Source organism: Aeromonas sp. Y289-2, assembly GCF_027705925.1.
GTDB classification, from domain to species: Bacteria; Pseudomonadota; Gammaproteobacteria; order Enterobacterales; family Aeromonadaceae; genus Aeromonas; species Aeromonas veronii.
Window position 1 is genome coordinate 227,040 of the sequence record NZ_JAPDCH010000004.1, and the last position, 15,599, is coordinate 242,638.

16 protein-coding genes are annotated in these 15,599 nt (G+C 57.8%); 2 read left to right on the top strand and 14 right to left on the bottom strand.

Annotation, left to right across the window (positions count from 1 at the left end):
* Window positions 1-20 precede the first annotated feature (20 nt).
* The 12 genes from holB to yceD all read right to left on the bottom strand — a co-directional run bounded on the left by holB (window position 21) and on the right by yceD (window position 9,638).
* Complete coding sequence (gene holB, locus OKC43_RS09010) at window positions 21-968, bottom strand: DNA polymerase III subunit delta' (RefSeq protein WP_236271468.1); 948 nt, start codon at window positions 966-968, stop codon at window positions 21-23.
* Window positions 953-1,594 carry a dTMP kinase gene (gene tmk / locus OKC43_RS09015; protein WP_106843693.1) on the bottom strand — a complete coding sequence of 214 codons (642 nt, stop codon included), beginning with the start codon at window positions 1,592-1,594 and terminating at the stop codon, window positions 953-955. Before tmk ends, holB begins: the two co-directional genes overlap by 16 nt.
* Complete coding sequence (gene mltG / locus OKC43_RS09020; protein WP_042083043.1) at window positions 1,594-2,595, bottom strand: endolytic transglycosylase MltG; 1,002 nt, start codon at window positions 2,593-2,595, stop codon at window positions 1,594-1,596. The genes tmk and mltG overlap by 1 nt, the downstream gene beginning before the upstream one ends.
* The gene (gene pabC / locus OKC43_RS09025) at window positions 2,585-3,391 is read right to left on the bottom strand and encodes an aminodeoxychorismate lyase (protein ID WP_236271469.1); all 807 of its coding nucleotides are present in this window, start codon (window positions 3,389-3,391) and stop codon (window positions 2,585-2,587) included. The genes mltG and pabC overlap by 11 nt, the downstream gene beginning before the upstream one ends.
* A 68-nt stretch (window positions 3,392-3,459) precedes the next feature.
* On the bottom strand, window positions 3,460-4,701 hold the full coding sequence (gene fabF, locus OKC43_RS09030) for a beta-ketoacyl-ACP synthase II (RefSeq protein ID WP_005360452.1): 1,242 nt from the start codon (window positions 4,699-4,701) through the stop codon (window positions 3,460-3,462).
* Between the two features lie 82 nt (window positions 4,702-4,783).
* A complete protein-coding gene (gene acpP, locus OKC43_RS09035; RefSeq protein ID WP_005300909.1) occupies window positions 4,784-5,020 on the bottom strand; it encodes an acyl carrier protein in 237 nt (78 codons plus the stop codon).
* Window positions 5,021-5,178: 158 nt separating this feature from the next.
* On the bottom strand, window positions 5,179-5,913 hold the full coding sequence (gene fabG / locus OKC43_RS09040; protein ID WP_005351850.1) for a 3-oxoacyl-ACP reductase FabG: 735 nt from the start codon (window positions 5,911-5,913) through the stop codon (window positions 5,179-5,181).
* Window positions 5,914-5,926: 13 nt separating this feature from the next.
* Window positions 5,927-6,862 carry an ACP S-malonyltransferase gene (fabD, locus tag OKC43_RS09045; RefSeq protein ID WP_236271510.1) on the bottom strand — a complete coding sequence of 312 codons (936 nt, stop codon included), beginning with the start codon at window positions 6,860-6,862 and terminating at the stop codon, window positions 5,927-5,929.
* A 71-nt stretch (window positions 6,863-6,933) separates the two neighbouring features.
* Window positions 6,934-7,893 carry a beta-ketoacyl-ACP synthase III gene (locus OKC43_RS09050; RefSeq protein ID WP_040065495.1) on the bottom strand — a complete coding sequence of 320 codons (960 nt, stop codon included), beginning with the start codon at window positions 7,891-7,893 and terminating at the stop codon, window positions 6,934-6,936.
* 7 nt (window positions 7,894-7,900) lie between these two features.
* Window positions 7,901-8,920: a phosphate acyltransferase PlsX gene (gene plsX / locus OKC43_RS09055; protein WP_100653778.1), complete on the bottom strand. Its 1,020-nt coding sequence runs from the start codon at window positions 8,918-8,920 to the stop codon at window positions 7,901-7,903.
* Window positions 8,921-8,929: 9 nt separating this feature from the next.
* The gene (rpmF, locus tag OKC43_RS09060) at window positions 8,930-9,097 is read right to left on the bottom strand and encodes a 50S ribosomal protein L32 (protein ID WP_005300935.1); all 168 of its coding nucleotides are present in this window, start codon (window positions 9,095-9,097) and stop codon (window positions 8,930-8,932) included.
* A gap of 19 nt (window positions 9,098-9,116) precedes the next feature.
* Window positions 9,117-9,638: a 23S rRNA accumulation protein YceD gene (yceD, locus tag OKC43_RS09065; RefSeq protein ID WP_005345553.1), complete on the bottom strand. Its 522-nt coding sequence runs from the start codon at window positions 9,636-9,638 to the stop codon at window positions 9,117-9,119.
* 119 nt (window positions 9,639-9,757) lie between these two features.
* Here yceD and OKC43_RS09070 point away from each other — a divergent pair, with 119 nt between their 5' ends.
* Window positions 9,758-10,339: a Maf family protein gene (locus OKC43_RS09070; protein WP_139407589.1), complete on the top strand. Its 582-nt coding sequence runs from the start codon at window positions 9,758-9,760 to the stop codon at window positions 10,337-10,339.
* 105 nt (window positions 10,340-10,444) lie between these two features.
* Here OKC43_RS09070 and OKC43_RS09075 read toward each other — a convergent pair whose 3' ends face one another.
* Together OKC43_RS09075 and rluC are read right to left on the bottom strand one after the other, a co-directional pair.
* Window positions 10,445-11,107 (bottom strand): HAD family hydrolase, encoded by a 663-nt coding sequence (locus OKC43_RS09075; RefSeq protein WP_236271470.1) that lies wholly within the window; start codon window positions 11,105-11,107, stop codon window positions 10,445-10,447.
* Window positions 11,107-12,051 carry a 23S rRNA pseudouridine(955/2504/2580) synthase RluC gene (gene rluC, locus OKC43_RS09080; protein ID WP_005351815.1) on the bottom strand — a complete coding sequence of 315 codons (945 nt, stop codon included), beginning with the start codon at window positions 12,049-12,051 and terminating at the stop codon, window positions 11,107-11,109. Before rluC ends, OKC43_RS09075 begins: the two co-directional genes overlap by 1 nt.
* A 413-nt stretch (window positions 12,052-12,464) precedes the next feature.
* On the opposite strand from rluC, the gene rne reads away from it, so the two are divergent.
* On the top strand, window positions 12,465-15,542 hold the full coding sequence (gene rne, locus OKC43_RS09085) for a ribonuclease E (protein WP_236271471.1): 3,078 nt from the start codon (window positions 12,465-12,467) through the stop codon (window positions 15,540-15,542).
* The last annotated feature ends 57 nt before the right edge of the window (window positions 15,543-15,599 follow it).

Consider the following 15,599-nt stretch of genomic DNA (forward strand, 5'->3'; position numbering starts at 1 on the left):
ACCTTTCTGCTTGTCGGTACTTATAACCAGCGACTGAGCCAGTTCATCAGATGGATGGTGGGATTGGAGAGCTGGCCCGGCTGGCATGCCGCTTTCAGGGCTACCAGATCTTGTTCTGCCTCCAGCAGTTTTTCGCTGGAGTGCTGCTCCGCCAACCGTTGACTCAAGATGGCCAGATCAGGCATGGCCAGCTGATGGTGACCGCATCCTGCCTGGGTTTTCAGGGCATCGCACAAGAAGAGCTGCAACCAGTGCAACCTGACCTGCGTCTCCTGACCAAGCTGGCTGCACAAAGCCGCCGCCTTGACCGGACTTTGACTCAGGGCGACAAACTGTTCCAGAAGTTCACGGCGAGTACTGTCCTGTTGCTGCTCGATATAGTCGAGTACCCGCAGCGGTGCCCCCTGACAGATCCGCACCTGAGCCAGAGTGGCCTGATGACCCTGCTCGGCCAACCAGCGTACAGTTTCCCCTTCCGCAGGCAAATGACAGACATGTTTGTGACAGCGACTGAGAATGGTGGGAAGCAACCGGGAAACCTGGGAGGCAATAAGCAACAGCAAGCTGTCGCCGGCCGGCTCTTCCAGGGTTTTCAGCAGGGCGTTGGCCGCCGATTCGGTCATCCGCTCCGCATCTGGAATGATCACCACCTTGCCACGGCCGAGCTGGGCAGAGCTCTGCAGCCGGGTGCAGAGCTCGCGAATGGCCTCGACCCCGATGGTCTTGCTGTCGCGAGTTATGGTGCCGAGATCCGGGTGGTTGCCCTTGTCAAACAGCTGGCAAGAGTGGCAGTGGCCGCACGGCTCTCCGCGATCCGGTTGCTGGCAAAGGTGCAAACGTGCCAGCCGCTCGGCCAGTTGCTCCTTGCCAAGACCGGGATCGCCCAGCAACAACCAGGCGTGGCCGAGACGACCGGACTGGGCCGTCTGGCTCAGGGCATGCCAGTCTGAGATCAGCCAGGGATACATAGCGACTCGTTCGACAGATAGTGATCCAATGCACACTCGATGGCAGCTTTGACCTGTTCCGGGGTTTGCGCCGCATCGATCACCACAATGGAGTCATCCTTGGCGGCCAGTTCGAGATAACGAGTTCGGGTACGCTCGAAGAAGCTCAGTTGCTCCAGTTCGATGCGATCCAGCTCGCCGCGATGGCGCGCGCGCTGCAAGCCAAGGGCAGGATCGATATCGAGATAGAGGGTGAGATCCGGTTTGAAGTTGCCGAGCACCGCCTGCTTGATGGCACCGATAAGAGCAGCATCGATGCCACGGCCACCGCCTTGATAGGCCTGGGAGGAGAGATCGTGGCGATCCCCCACCACCCAGACACCGTCGGCCAGTGCGGGTTTGATGCGGGTCTCCACCAGTTGTACCCGGGAGGCATACATCAGCAGCAATTCCGCCTCGATGGTGAGGCGCTCGTCGTGCACCTCTTTGACGATGGCCCGCATCCGCTCGGCCAGCGGCGTACCACCTGGCTCGCGGGTGCACTCGATCCGGTTGATGCCGTGGCGCTGCAGATAGTCGGTCACATAACGAACGGCCGAGCTCTTCCCTGCCCCTTCCAATCCTTCGATCACAATAAATTTAGACATTAGGGTTTCTTCAATATGTATTCACGAACCGCCCGATTGTGTTCATCGAGGGTCTTGGAGAAATAGTGGGCACCGCCCCCCTTAGCGACAAAGTAGAGATAGTCGGTCGACTTGGGGTTGAGCGCTGCTTCGATGGAGGCCTTGCCCGGCATGGCAATAGGCGTGGGCGGCAGGCCGTCGATCACATAGGTGTTGTAGGGATTCTTGTCGGTCAGATCGCTGCGGCGAATGTTGCCATCGTAGCGATCTTTCACCCCGTAAATAACGGTGGGATCGGTTTGCAACTTCATGCCCAGACGCAGACGATTGACAAACACCGAGGCGATCTGCGCCCGCTCGTCCGGCTGGCCGGTCTCCTTCTCGATGATGGAGGCCATGATCAACGCCTCATAGGGCGTTTTGTAAGGCAGGTTGGCCTGACGTTTCTCCCAGCTCTGCTGCAGGAAAGTCTCCATATCCTGATGAGCGCGACGCAAGATCGAGAGATCGCTGGCATGGGTGGTATAGGCGTAGGTTTCCGGCAGGAACCACCCCTCCAGCTTGCCATTCTCGATGCCGAGCTCCTGCGCCAGGTCAGCTTCGGATTGCTCGACGGTCAATCGCTCAAGATATGGGGCGCTGGAGAGTTGCTTCTGCCAATCCTCGAAACGGGAACCTTCGACGAAGGTGAGACTGAAGTGAAACTCCTTGCCCGATGCGAACAGAGAGAGGGTCTCCTTGAGAGGGGCCCCTTCCTTGATTTCATAGGTGCCCGATTTGATGGCCACCAGTTCGGGATGGCTGCGCAGCCAGAGCCGCACCGCCCAGGGGCTGGCTTCCCCCTCCCCCAGTTCGGCGATGAGGCGCGCCGCATGGGCGCCCTTCTCCACCGTAAAGAGGCGAGTTGGCCCCTTGTTGGTGAGCGTTTCTACCTGTTGCCATTTGTAATGTACATAGCCCCCGGCAGCGGCTACCGTCAGTGCCGCCCCCGCGAGCAGGGTGTAAAGCCGATTAAACTTCAATGACCAAACGCTCCTGTAAACGGCGACTCAATACCGCTGGGGGATAGTGAATATCCTCGATGCCATTGACCGGCACGACCCCCATCAGGGTATTGGTGAGCCACACCTCTTCCGCCTGCCATAGTGACTCCAGCGGAGCCTCTACCACACGCAACTCAATACTCATCTGTTTCAACATCGCCACCACCTGGCGGCGCATGATGCCATCGACACCACCGCGGGCGAGATCGGGCGTAAACACCGTCTTGCCCCGACGCCAAAACAGATTGGCACTGACCCCTTCAATGAGAAAACCACGACTGTTAAGCACTATCCCTTCGACTGCATTTCGGCTGACAAGTTCGCTTTTCAGCAATACCTGCTCCAGACGATTCAAGGTTTTAAGCCCGGCCAACATAGGCGCATCACCGATCCGCTGGCGGCACACCACCATCTCGATCCCCTCCTGCTGCCACTGACCATAGTGAGTGGGAAATGGCGCCAGAGTGACCATCCGGGTGGTGTGCTGACATCCGCTGCCATCATAACCCCGCCCCCCCTCGCCGCGGGTCAGGATCACCTTGACCACGCATTGTGGCTGGTCGGCCACCATCTCTTCAACCTCCCGGGTCAAGAGATCCCAGTCCGGTTCAACCAATCCCAGCCGGTTGTTGGCCAGCTGCAACCGTGCCAGATGGGCAGGCCACTGCAACACGCGCCCCTCCCTGACCGCCATGGTGGTGAAATGACCGTCACCATAGGCCAGCCCCCGATCATGGGCCGAGATCGTATCAAGCTTCATGCCATTGATAAGCAAAGGGATCCCTCCGATAAAAAAGGCCCGATACCGGCAGTATCGGGCCTGTGTCTTTGCCCTGCGGCAAATTATACGCGTTTGAAGATCAGTGAGCCATTGGTGCCGCCAAAACCAAACGAGTTGGAAAGGGCGTACTCGAAGCTGCCTGGCTTGGCCACATGGGGTACCAGATCCAGATCGCACTCATCATCCGGGTTGTCCAGGTTGATGGTGGGCGGAGCCACCTGATCACGCAGGGCCAACACAGTGATGATCGCCTCGATGGCACCGGCGGCGCCCAACAGGTGACCGGTCATGGACTTGGTGGAGCTGACCATCAGGGATTTGGCGTGCTCACCAAACACCGACTTCATGCCACGCAGTTCAGCCACATCACCCAGCGGGGTGGAGGTACCGTGCGCGTTGATGTAACCAATCTGCTCGGGGGCAATGCCGGCATCCTTGATAGCATTTTTCATGGCGCGAGCACCACCGTTGCCATCTGCAGGAGGCGCTGTCATGTGGTACGCGTCACCACTCATGCCAAAACCAACCAGCTCGGCGTAGATCTTGGCACCACGGGCCTTGGCGTGTTCGTACTCTTCCAGCACCAGTACCCCAGCACCGTCACCCAGCACGAAACCGTCGCGATCTTTATCCCACGGACGGCTCGCTTTTTGCGGCTCGTCGTTGCGGTTGGAGAGTGCCTTGGCGGCAGCAAACCCCCCCATCCCCATCGCGGTGGAGGCTTTTTCGGCACCGCCGGCGACCATCACATCGGCATCACCGTAAGCGATCATCCGACCCGCCATACCGATGGCATGGGTACCAGTGGTACAGGCGGTAGTCACGGCGATGTTCGGCCCTTGCAGACCTTTCATGATGGAAAGATGACCGGACACCATATTGATGATGGTGGACGGAACGAAGAAGGGACTGATCTTGCGCGGGCCGCCGTTGACCAAGCTTTCGTGGTTCTGTTCAATCAGACCCAGACCGCCGATACCGGAGCCAATCGCCACGCCGACACGTTCGGCATTCTCTTCATTGATGGTCAGGCCGGAATCATCCAGCGCCTGCATACCGGCCGCGATGCCGTATTGAATGAAGAGATCCATCTTGCGAGCGTCTTTACGGTTGATACCGTACTGCTCGGGATCGAAATCCTTGACCAGACCTGCGAAGCGGGTTGCAAACTCGCTGGCATCAAAGTGTTCGATAAGGGAAATGCCGCTCTGCCCGTTGAGCAGTGCTTGCCAGCTGGATTCGGCAGTGTTACCCACCGGGGAAAGCATCCCCAAGCCGGTCACCACGACTCTGCGTTTTGACACTGAGGTAGTCTCCGAGAGGTGTTTTGAAAAGGAACAAATACAAAAGAAGCGGCCCTTGGGCCGCTTCTTTCAGAACAGGAACTTATTCCTGATTAGCGGTGATGTAGTCGATAGCCGCTTGAACAGTGGTGATCTTCTCGGCTTCTTCATCAGGAATTTCGGTATCGAATTCTTCTTCCAGCGCCATTACCAGTTCAACGGTATCCAAAGAGTCAGCGCCCAGGTCGTCGACGAAGGAGGCAGCGTTCTTAACGTCTTCCTCTTTAACACCCAGTTGTTCGATGATGATTTTCTTTACGCGTTCTTCGATGTTGCTCATGACCTGAATTTTCCTTTAAAAATACGCTATTTGCGTCTGGTTGGGGTAGTTTATTCAATTGACGTGAGTTTGCAAGTAGCTTGCCGCTGGTCAAACCACGAAATGTGCCAAACTTCGGCGTACTATCGCAAATTTGAACAGATCTTACGACAAATTGATTACACCATGTACATCCCGCCATTAACATGCAGGGTTTCGCCGGTGATATAGGCTGCTTCATCAGAAGCCAAGAATACCACAGCTGCGGCAATTTCTTTTGGATCACCCAAACGGGCGGCAGGCACCTGACTCATGATGCCGGCACGTTGATCGTCATTCAGGGCACGGGTCATGTCGGTTTCGATGAAACCGGGAGCAACCGCGTTCACTGTGATACCACGGGATGCCACTTCCCGCGCCAACGATTTGGTAAAACCAACCAGACCGGCCTTGGCGGCAGCATAGTTGACCTGACCGGCATTGCCCATGGTTCCCACCACGGAGCCAATGCTGATGATGCGACCGTGACGTTTCTTCATCATGGCACGCAACACCGGTTTGCTCAGACGGTAAAGCGAGGTCAGATTGGTATCGATGATCTCGTTCCACTCGTCATCTTTCATCCGCATCAACAGGTTGTCACGGGTGATCCCCGCGTTGTTGATCAGGATGTCGATGTCGCCAAAGCGCGCCTTGATGGCAGCGAAGACGGCTTCGATGGATTCCTGGCTGGTCACGTTCAGTGCCATGCCGCAGCCATTGTCACCCAGATAGGCGCTGATCGCCTCGGCACCGCTCTCGCTGGTCGCCGTACCGACCACTTTCGCGCCACGGGCCACGAATGTTTCGGCAATCGCACGGCCGATGCCACGACTGGCACCGGTCACCAACACAACCTTATCGGTAAAGCTCATCACTTACTCCTGTTTACTTGATCTGGGCCAGCGCCTGCTCGAAAGAGGCGGCATCGTTGGCGTGAATACCTTCCACGCGCTTGTCGATGCGCTTGGCGAGCCCGGTCAACACTTTGCCCGGTCCCATCTCGATCTCGAGGGTAACGCCCTCATTGGCCATCCGCTCGACAGTCTCGGTCCAACGAACCGGGCTGAACAGCTGACGTACCAGCGCTTGCTTGATGGCTGCCGGATCCTGTTCACAGGATACGTCGACATTATTGATGACAGCGATGGTTGGAACCTTGATCTCGATCCCGTCCAGCGCAGCTGCCAGTTTTTCTGCGGCAGGTTTCATCAGCGCGCAGTGAGACGGCACGGAGACCGGCAGCGGCAGTGCACGCTTGGCGCCCGACTCTTTCATCAGCACGTTGGCTCGCTCAACGGCCTCTTTATGACCGGCGATAACCACCTGGCCCGGGGAGTTGAAGTTAACCGGAGAGACCACCTGCCCTTCTGCTGCTTTTTCGCAATTGGCGGCGATGGATTCGTTATCCAGACCGATGATAGCCGCCATGGCGCCGGTGCCTTCCGGTACCGCTTCCTGCATGGCCAGACCACGCAACTCGACCAGTTTGACCGCATCGGCAAAATCGAGTGCGCCGCTGCAAACCAGCGCGGAGTACTCACCCAGGCTGTGACCCGCCATCATGGCAGGAGTTGCCCCACCCTGCTGTTGCCACAGGCGCCACAGGGAGACAGAGGCCGTCAGCAGCGCAGGCTGGGTGCGCCAGGTTTTGTTCAGATCTTCAACCGGACCATCCATCACCAGGGCAAACAGGTCATAACCCAGCACCTGACTCGCCTCGGCGAAGGTCTCCTTGATCACGGCATGTTGTTCGGCCAGCTCGGCCAGCATGCCAACGGACTGGGAACCTTGTCCCGGGAAGGCAATGGCAAATTGGGTCATCATTGATTCCTTTTAGATAAGACAAAAATGAAATCGGTGACGGGATGATGGAGACACCATCCCGCCGAAGATCAGAGGCGAACCAGCGCCGAGCCCCAGGCAAAACCGCCGCCAAAGGCCTCCAGCAGTACCAGCTGACCCGGTTTGATCCGGCCATCCCGCACCCCTTCGTCGAAGGCAACCGGAACGGAAGCGGCAGAGGTATTGCCGTGCTTGTCGAGGGTCAGCACCACTTTATCGAGGCTCATACCCAGCTTCTTGGCGGTGGCACTGATGATGCGGAAGTTGGCTTGATGCGGCACCAGCCAGTCCAGCTCGCTCGGCTCGATGCCAGCAGCGGCCAACGTTTCGGTGACGATCTCGCTCAGACGGGTAACAGCGACCTTGAAGACATCGTTGCCCTTCATATACATGTAGGCTTCGAGCTCGGCACCCGGCATGCCGCGGCGAGGGTGCGGCAGCTTGAGCAGCTCGCCATAACGGCCATCGGCATGGAGATGGGTAGAGAGGATGCCCGGCGTCTCGCTGGCACCGACAATCACAGCCCCTGCCCCATCACCAAACAGGATGATGGTGCCGCGATCTTGCGGATCGCACATGCGGGAGAGCACATCGGCCCCGACGACCAGCACATGGCGAGCGGCACCAGATTTGACGAACTGATCGGCAATGGAGAGTGCGTAGGTGAAACCGGCACAGGCCGCTGCCACGTCAAAGGCAGGGATGCCCGGTACGCCGAGCAGCCCCTGCAGCTCGCAGGCGGCAGCCGGGAAGGCATTTTCAGCACTGGTGGTGGCCAGCACTATCATATCGAGATCGGCAGCGGTCAGACCGGCTGCATCCAGGGCGCGCAGGGCGGCCTGGTAAGAGAGGGTGGCAACGGTTTCGTCAGCCCCGGCAATACGGCGCTCACGGATACCGGTGCGTTCCACGATCCACTCATCACTGGTCTCAACCATCTGCTCGAGATCGGCGTTGGTACGCACTGAACTCGGCAGGTAGCTGCCAGTACCCAGAATTTTGCTATGCATAGAGTTCTTATAGATCCCTGTCAGAGAAGACAGCTTCAAGGCGATCTGCTATTTGCAGTGGAAGTTGATGTTTGGCCTCTTGTGCGGCCAGCAGGATCGCATTACACAGAGCGCGCCGTTCGGCCCGCCCATGACTTTTTACCACAATGCCGCGCAATCCTAACAGACTTGCCCCGTTATACTGGTCGGGGTTCAGGTAAGAAAAACGCCGTTTGAACATAAATCCGGCGATCCGGCCAAGAAAAGTGCGTTTCTTGCGGGGATATCCGGCCAGCTGGGCCATCATCCGCACCACCCCTTCTGCCGTCTTGAGGGCGACATTGCCGACAAAACCGTCGCAGACGATCACATCGCTGTCGCCGCTGAAGATGCGATCCCCTTCGACGAACCCGACATAATTGAGCGCTTGGCACTGACGCAACAATTCGGCGCTGTGGCGCACCAGATCGTTGCCCTTGATCTCCTCCTCGCCGATGTTGAGCAAGGCAACACGGGGTGACGCAATACCTTCGACCTTTTCGGCCACGACGGAGCCCATCACCGCAAACTGCAGCAAGGTATCCGCATCGCAACTGACATTGGCGCCGAGATCCAGCATCACGGTGCGTTTGCCGCTCAATGTCGGCAGCGCCTTGATAAGGGCAGGTCTGTCTACCCCGGGCAGGGATTTGAGCACGCACTTGGCCATCGCCATCAGGGCGCCGGTATTTCCGGCACTGACGCAGGCATCGGCCTCACCGGCTTTCACCAGATTGAGTACCACCCGCATGGAGGAGTCTTTCAGAGTTCGCAACGCCACGATCGGTTTATCGCCCATGCCAACCACTTGGGATGCATGTACGAAACGGACGCGGGGATGATTCAGCAAGCCATGTTGCTGCAGCAGAGAGGAGGTCTGGTGCTGGTCGCCGACCAGGATCAGTTTTAGCTGGGGTAAAAGAGACAGTGCCTGCACGGCGGCAGGCACTGTTTCCGAGGGGCCAATATCTCCCCCCATGATGTCTAGCGCGACAGTTTGCGTAGACAAAGGCAATCCTTAAGCGATTACCTTTTTACCGCGGTAGAAACCATCGGCAGTCACGTGGTGACGACGATGAATTTCGCCACTGGTCTGATCAACAGTCAGGGCAGCGGTGGTCAGCGCATCGTGGGAACGACGCATGCCACGCTTGGCACGGGTTTTACGGTTCTGTTGTACGGCCATTGTAGGCTAACTCCTAAATTCACTTACGTTTAAGCTCTTCAAGAACTGCAAAGGGATTCGGCCGCTCATCAGCAGGTTCGATTTCACCCCAGGTCATCTCCATGTTTCCTCTCGGGCATGCATCCAGAGAATGCATTGCAACTTGAGGCAACGAGAGGATGAGTTCATCCTCCAGGATTTGATGAAGATCTATCTCGCCGTTTTCGTCCAACTCAATGGGCTCATAAGCTTCCGGCAGTTCTTCCTCGTTTGTTCTTTCGAACAGCGGAGTGTAGATAAATTCAGCTTCACAGAGGTGTTCGAATGTCTCTCCGCAACGTTGGCAAACCAAGTCAACCTTGGCATGGGCAGTGCCTTTCATAACGGTCAACTTCTGGACATCTTTGCCAAAGTGCAGTGATACCTCGATATCACTCTGCAAGCCAGCGGTTGATTCCTCCAGCCTGGGCATCTGCGACTTTTCCACTATCCCGATGTAATCGAGCAGCTTCAAGGCACTACGGACTGGATCAACCTTAACGGGCAACTTCACCTTTTGCATAGGGCGCGAATAATATAGGTCCAACAACTGATAGTCAAAGGAAAAAGTCCTTACCGCCGATGATTTTAACGTTACAAGTCCCTAGAATGCCGGTACCTGCTTTCATCGGTAACTCGATTATGCCACAGAATCTGATCCTCGCCTCAACTTCTCGCTATCGCAAAGCCCTGCTGGAGAAGCTCGGTCTCCCCTTTGAATGTGCCGCCCCCGATGTGGATGAGCGACCACTGGCTGGCGAATCCGCCGAGGCGCTGGTGGCCAGACTGGCTCGTGCCAAGGCTGATGCCATCGCCGGGCAACGTGATCAAGGCTTGATCATCGGCTCTGATCAGGTGTGTGTCTGCAATGGTCACATCCTCGGCAAACCGGGCACCATCGACAATGCCATCGCCCAGCTGATGGCGGCTCAAGGTCGCAGCGTCACCTTCTACACCGGCCTGTGCGTGGTGAATGCCGCAACCGGTGAGGCTCATCAATTGGTGGAGCCTTTCACCGTCCATTTTCGCAACCTCGATGAAGCCGCCATTCGCCGCTATGTAGAGGCAGAATTGCCCCTAGATTGTGCGGGCAGCTTCAAATGTGAAGGAATGGGGATCGTGCTGTTCAGGGGATTGGAGGGGCGCGATCCTAACGCCTTGATCGGTCTGCCGCTGATCGGCCTGATCGAACTGCTTGAGCGTCATGGCATCACCCTGCCCTGATTGCGGGCGAATAGATAACCTAGATAGATGAGAGATATAAAAAACCCGGTTAATTGGCCGGGCTTTTTATCAATCAGATTATTGATGTCTCTGAAAGAGAAGCGTCTACAGCAAGGTGCGAAGAGCCGTCATGGAGTCCACCACTGCCACTGGCCCGTGACGACTGAGGGCATCGCGGCTATCCACCCCCCAGGTGACACCAATACGCGGCATGGCGATCGCCTCGGCCATTGCCATATCGTGAACAGAGTCGCCGATCATTACGGCCTGACGGGGTGACAGCTCCAACTCGTCCAGGATCTGCTCAAGCATCAGCGGATCAGGCTTGGAGCGGGCCTCATCGGCCCCTCGGCTGGTCACAAACAACGGGCGTAGCCCGGTTTCATCCAATACCCGATCCAGCCCGCGGCGTGATTTGCCGGTAGCGACGGCCAGTTGCAGCCCTCGTGACTGCCAGTCATGCAGCAACTCCCCAGCCCCGGCAAACAGCGGGCTGGGGGTCGCGTCGTGCAGATAGTGATGACGATAGCGATCGATGAGTGCGGTAATCTGGCGCTCACCGCTGGTGGCGCCACTGCCACTGCATAAGGGGAACAAGCGGGACATGGCGACATCGAGGCTCAATCCGATGATCTGCCGGATCTGGGCTGGAGCAGGAACCGCCAGCTCACAATCTCTGGCGGCACCTTGTACACAGGTCACAATCCGGCCCACCGAATCCATCAGGGTACCGTCCCAATCGAAAATGGCGAGCCGGATATCCTGCATCAGCGTGGCAAGCCGTTGAGGAAGTTGTCGAGTTCAGGTGCCAGCGGCGCTTCTACCTGCATCTCGCGACCATCGGCCGGATGGGTGAAGCTGAGCTTCCAGGCATGCAAAAAGAGCCGTTTCAGCCCTTGGCTGCGCATTTTCTCGTCAAACGCCGCTTCACCGTACTTATCGTCACAGGCGATCGGGTGACCGGCATGCAGGGTGTGCACCCGGATCTGGTGGGTACGACCGGTGATGGGGCTGCACTCGACCAGGGTCGCTTCGGCAAATTGACGCACGATGCGGAACCGTGTTTCGGAGGGCTTGCCATCGGCGCTGACCCGCACCACCCGTTCGCCAGACTGCAGATCGTTCTTGCGTAGCGGCGCATTGACCACCTTGACGTGAGCCTGCCACTTGCCACGCACCAGCGCCAGATACTGCTTGCGCATGGTCTTGACGCGCAACTGCTCATGCAAGCTGCGCAGGGCGCTGCGTTTTTTGGCAACCAGCAATACACCTGAGGTGTCGCGATCCAGTCGATGAACCAATTCGAGGAAACGGGCTTCTGGACGCAGGGCGCGCAACCCCTCGATAACGCCAAAACTCAGGCCGCTGCCACCGTGTACTGCCATGCCGGAGGGCTTGTTCAGCACGATCATGGCATCGTCTTCGAACAGGATCTGGCTCTCCAGACGCTGGATAACCCCGAGGTTTGCCGAAGGCAGCTCATTCTTCTCGGCAACGCGCACGGGGGGCACCCGTACCTCATCACCTGCGCAGAGTTTGTACTCCGGTTTGATGCGCTTTTTGTTTACTCGCACTTCGCCTTTACGAAGGATGCGATAGATCAGGCTCTTGGGGACGCCCTTTAGCTGAGTCTTGAGAAAATTGTCGATGCGCTGCCCGTCATGCTCAGCTTCGATGGTGAGCAGCTGCACTTGTTGTTGTATCTGTGTCATGGCGCGGATTTTAACACTGCCAGCGCCCCTTGGCTGCATGGTTTGTTGAAAAATGGCGCCTTGCTATAAAAGAGGTTTAAATGGGATAATAAACAAGGTTTTGTCATTGTGTTCAAGCCTTGTACTAAGTGGCCAAAAAGTATGCCACCCAATCCCGAAACACCGTGTATACAAGAACATGACGGTTCCCGGGTGCGAGGTACAACGCATGGAGAACACAAACATCACCGTTTATTTGTCTCCATTTCGGCATCCTTATTCATTCCTTCTCGAGAAGTGATGACCAGAACGCCCTTAGTTTGCGCCTCATGCATACCCCAGCCGGGAGGTTGCCCCAGTATGCTGAAGACCCGAGGCCGGCGCTGGCAGGACCCAGATGGAGGAAATCAAAATGACACAATAATGAGAACTCAATGAAAAGAATGCTTATCAACGCAACTCAAGAAGAGGAGTTGCGCGTAGCGCTGGTTGACGGACAACAGCTCTACGATTTGGATATTGAAAGTCCGGGACACGAGCAGAAGAAAGCGAACATTTACAAGGGTAAGATCACCCGCGTAGAACCCAGCCTTGAAGCTGCTTTTGTTGATTACGGCGCCGAGCGCCACGGTTTCCTGCCGTTGAAGGAGATCGCCCGCAATTACTTCCCCTCCGGTTACTCCTATCAGGGTCGTCCCAACATCAAAGAAGTGGTCCGCGAAGGTCAGGAAGTTATCGTCCAGATCGACAAGGAAGAGCGTGGCACCAAGGGTGCAGCCCTCACCACCTTTATCAGCCTGGCAGGTAGCTACCTGGTACTGATGCCCAACAACCCCCGTGCCGGTGGTATCTCCCGCCGCATCGAGGGTGATGAGCGGACTGAACTGAAAGAAGCCCTGAGCGGATTGACCGTGCCGGAAGGCATGGGCCTGATCGTACGTACCGCCGGTGTGGGCAAGTCGCCAGAAGAGCTGGAATGGGATCTGAACGTTCTGCTCAACCACTGGGACTCCATCCACAAGGCCTCTCAGGAGCGCGCCGCGCCGGTGCTGATCCACCAGGAAAGCAACGTCATCGTGCGTGCCATCCGTGACTATCTGCGTCGCGATGTGGGCGAGATCCTGATCGACAATCCGGTGATTTTCGAACGTGCCAAGGCCCATATCGAGCTGGTGCGTCCGGATTTCCTCAACCGTGTGAAGCTGTACAAGGGTGAAGTTGCCCTGTTCAACCACTTCCAGATTGAGAGCCAGATAGAATCTGCCTTCCAGCGTGAAGTGCGCCTCCCCTCCGGCGGCAGTATCGTTATCGATCCGACCGAAGCGCTGACCTCCATCGATATCAACTCCTCCCGCGCCACCAAGGGCGGCGATATCGAAGAGACTGCGCTGCAAACCAACCTGGAAGCGGCCGACGAAATTGCCCGTCAATTGCGTCTGCGCGACTTGGGTGGCCTGATCGTAATCGACTTCATCGACATGACGCCGGTTCGCCATCAGCGCGAAGTGGAAAACCGTCTGCGTGAAGCAGTTCATCAGGATCGTGCCCGCATCCAGCTGGGCCGGATCTCCCGTTTCGGTCTGCTGGAGATGTCTCGCCAGCGTCTGCGCCCCTCCCTCAACGAGTCCAGCAGCCATATCTGCCCCCGTTGCCAGGGTCAAGGCGTGATCCGTGACAACGAATCCCTCGCCCTGTCCATCCTGCGTCTCATCGAAGAAGAGGCCATGAAGGACAACACCGAGCAGGTTCACGGCCAGGTGCCGGTGGATGTTGCCGCCTATCTGCTTAACGAGAAGCGTGCCGCCATCGCCAGTCTGGAGCAGCGCAATGATGTGCGTGTTTACATCATTCCGAACCAGCATCTGGAAACCCCGCACTACGAAGTAACCCGCATTCGTCAGAACGAGATCCCGGAAGCGGCCAGCTACGAGCTGAAAACCGAGATTGCCAAGCCGGTCTACCAACCGAAGCAAGCTCAGGTGATCGAGCGTGAGCAACCGCTGCTGCAAGGCTTTGCCCAACCGGCACAACCGGCCCCTGTTGCACCGCAACAGCCGGCGGCTCCCGTCGCTGCGGCCCCTGCCGAAGCTGGCTTCTTCAGCAAGCTGATCAAAGGCATTACCGGCCTGTTCAGCAGCGATGCAGCCCCTGCCGACGTAAAAGCGCCCGCCGAGAAACCTGCAGCTCGTGAAGCACGCAAGGATGAAGGTCAACGTCACCAGCGCGAAGAAGGCCGTGGCCGTGGTCAGCGTCCTCGTCGTGACGACAACCGTGGCAACCGCAACAATGCGGAAGCTGGCGAGAAACGTGAAAATGGCAATCGCGAAGCCGGTGAAAACCGCAATCGTCGTCCTCGTAAAGAGCGCGAGCCCCGTCAAGAGCGTGAAGTTCGTGGCGAACAGCGCATGGAACGTGAACCCCGTCAGGAGCGAGAGCCTCGCGAACCGCGCCAGGAACGTGCGCCACGTCCAGCCCGTGAACCTCGTGCTCCCCGTGAGCCGCGTGCCGAAGTCGTTGTTGACGCAGTAGATACCGTCGATGCAGCTGCCGCCCAGCCACGTCAGGAAAAAGAGCAGAAAGTGGCCGAGCGCCGCGAACGTCGCCAACTGCGCAAGCAGATCCGCGTCGATGTCGCCGCTGCTGACACCCCTGCCCTGCCGGTTGACGAAGTACCAACGCAAGCTGAAGTGATCGATGCTACCGTGGGTAACGAGCAGGAAGAGCAGAGTGAAGGCCAGCGCCGTTCACGCCGTACTCCGCGCAGCCAGCGCATCGAGGGCCAACGCCGCAAGCGCATCAACGAAGATGCCCGCAGCCAACGTGACGAAGAACAGCAAGATACCACCACTCTGACCACCGCAGCCCAGGCAGATATTGCCAAAGCGCAGGTTGAAGAACCGGTAGTGCCTGTTGTTACCATCCCGAGCGCTGAAGCCGTCGCTGCTGCCCTGCAAGCTTCTGCTGCACTGACCGAGCATGTAGTCGAAGCCGTTGCTGAAGAAGCTGCCGAGCAGGCTGCTGCCCAGGTCGAAGCAACTCAAGCCGATGTGATCGCGAGCCCGGTTGTTGAATCTGCCGCTGAGGTCGTAGTGCCAGCAGAGCCGGAAGTTGCCGTTGTCGCCGCTCCGGCTGTCGACGTGGCTGCCGCTACCGTGGTTGAAACCGCTCCGGTGGTTGCAGAAGCCCCTGCTGTCAGCAATCCTGTCGTGGAAGCTGCACAGGCTGCAGTCGAAATGCCAGTTGCTGTTGTCGAAGCCCCGGCTCCTGTCGCTGCGGTTGCGGTGGAAGAGACTCCGGTCGTTACCAAACAGGTAGCTCACGGTGCTGGCCTGCTGGCTCGTGCCCGCAAAGCATCCGCCCCGATGGCAACCCCTGCCGAAGCCCCTGCCCTGCCTGCTCGTGAGTCGGTTAACTACCCGCCGCTGGTACGCAACGAAGTGAGCACATCAGGTCGTCATGGTGGCAGCACTGCCGCCGTCAACGTGGCCACCTGCCCGGCCGGTCGCCCCTAAGCAACCCGGGTTGACCCCCTAAACAAAAGCCACACCACCCGGTGTGGCTTTTTTATT

What these genes read in the sequence shown, in the direction of transcription:
- holB (WP_236271468.1), bottom strand. Translation starts at nt 968, where the DNA reads ATGTATCCCTGGCTGATCTCAGACTGGCATGCCCTGAGCCAGACGGCC.
- tmk (WP_106843693.1), bottom strand. Translation starts at nt 1,594, where the DNA reads ATGTCTAAATTTATTGTGATCGAAGGATTGGAAGGGGCAGGGAAGAGC.
- acpP (WP_005300909.1), bottom strand. Translation starts at nt 5,020, where the DNA reads ATGAGCAACATCGAAGAACGCGTAAAGAAAATCATCATCGAACAACTG.
- fabG (WP_005351850.1), bottom strand. Translation starts at nt 5,913, where the DNA reads ATGAGCTTTACCGATAAGGTTGTGTTGGTGACCGGTGCCAGTCGTGGC.
- fabD (WP_236271510.1), bottom strand. Translation starts at nt 6,862, where the DNA reads ATGACCCAATTTGCCATTGCCTTCCCGGGACAAGGTTCCCAGTCCGTT.
- OKC43_RS09050 (WP_040065495.1), bottom strand. Translation starts at nt 7,893, where the DNA reads ATGCATAGCAAAATTCTGGGTACTGGCAGCTACCTGCCGAGTTCAGTG.
- rpmF (WP_005300935.1), bottom strand. Translation starts at nt 9,097, where the DNA reads ATGGCCGTACAACAGAACCGTAAAACCCGTGCCAAGCGTGGCATGCGT.
- yceD (WP_005345553.1), bottom strand. Translation starts at nt 9,638, where the DNA reads ATGCAAAAGGTGAAGTTGCCCGTTAAGGTTGATCCAGTCCGTAGTGCC.
- OKC43_RS09070 (WP_139407589.1), top strand. Translation starts at nt 9,758, where the DNA reads ATGCCACAGAATCTGATCCTCGCCTCAACTTCTCGCTATCGCAAAGCC.
- OKC43_RS09075 (WP_236271470.1), bottom strand. Translation starts at nt 11,107, where the DNA reads ATGCAGGATATCCGGCTCGCCATTTTCGATTGGGACGGTACCCTGATG.
- rluC (WP_005351815.1), bottom strand. Translation starts at nt 12,051, where the DNA reads ATGACACAGATACAACAACAAGTGCAGCTGCTCACCATCGAAGCTGAG.
- rne (WP_236271471.1), top strand. Translation starts at nt 12,465, where the DNA reads ATGAAAAGAATGCTTATCAACGCAACTCAAGAAGAGGAGTTGCGCGTA.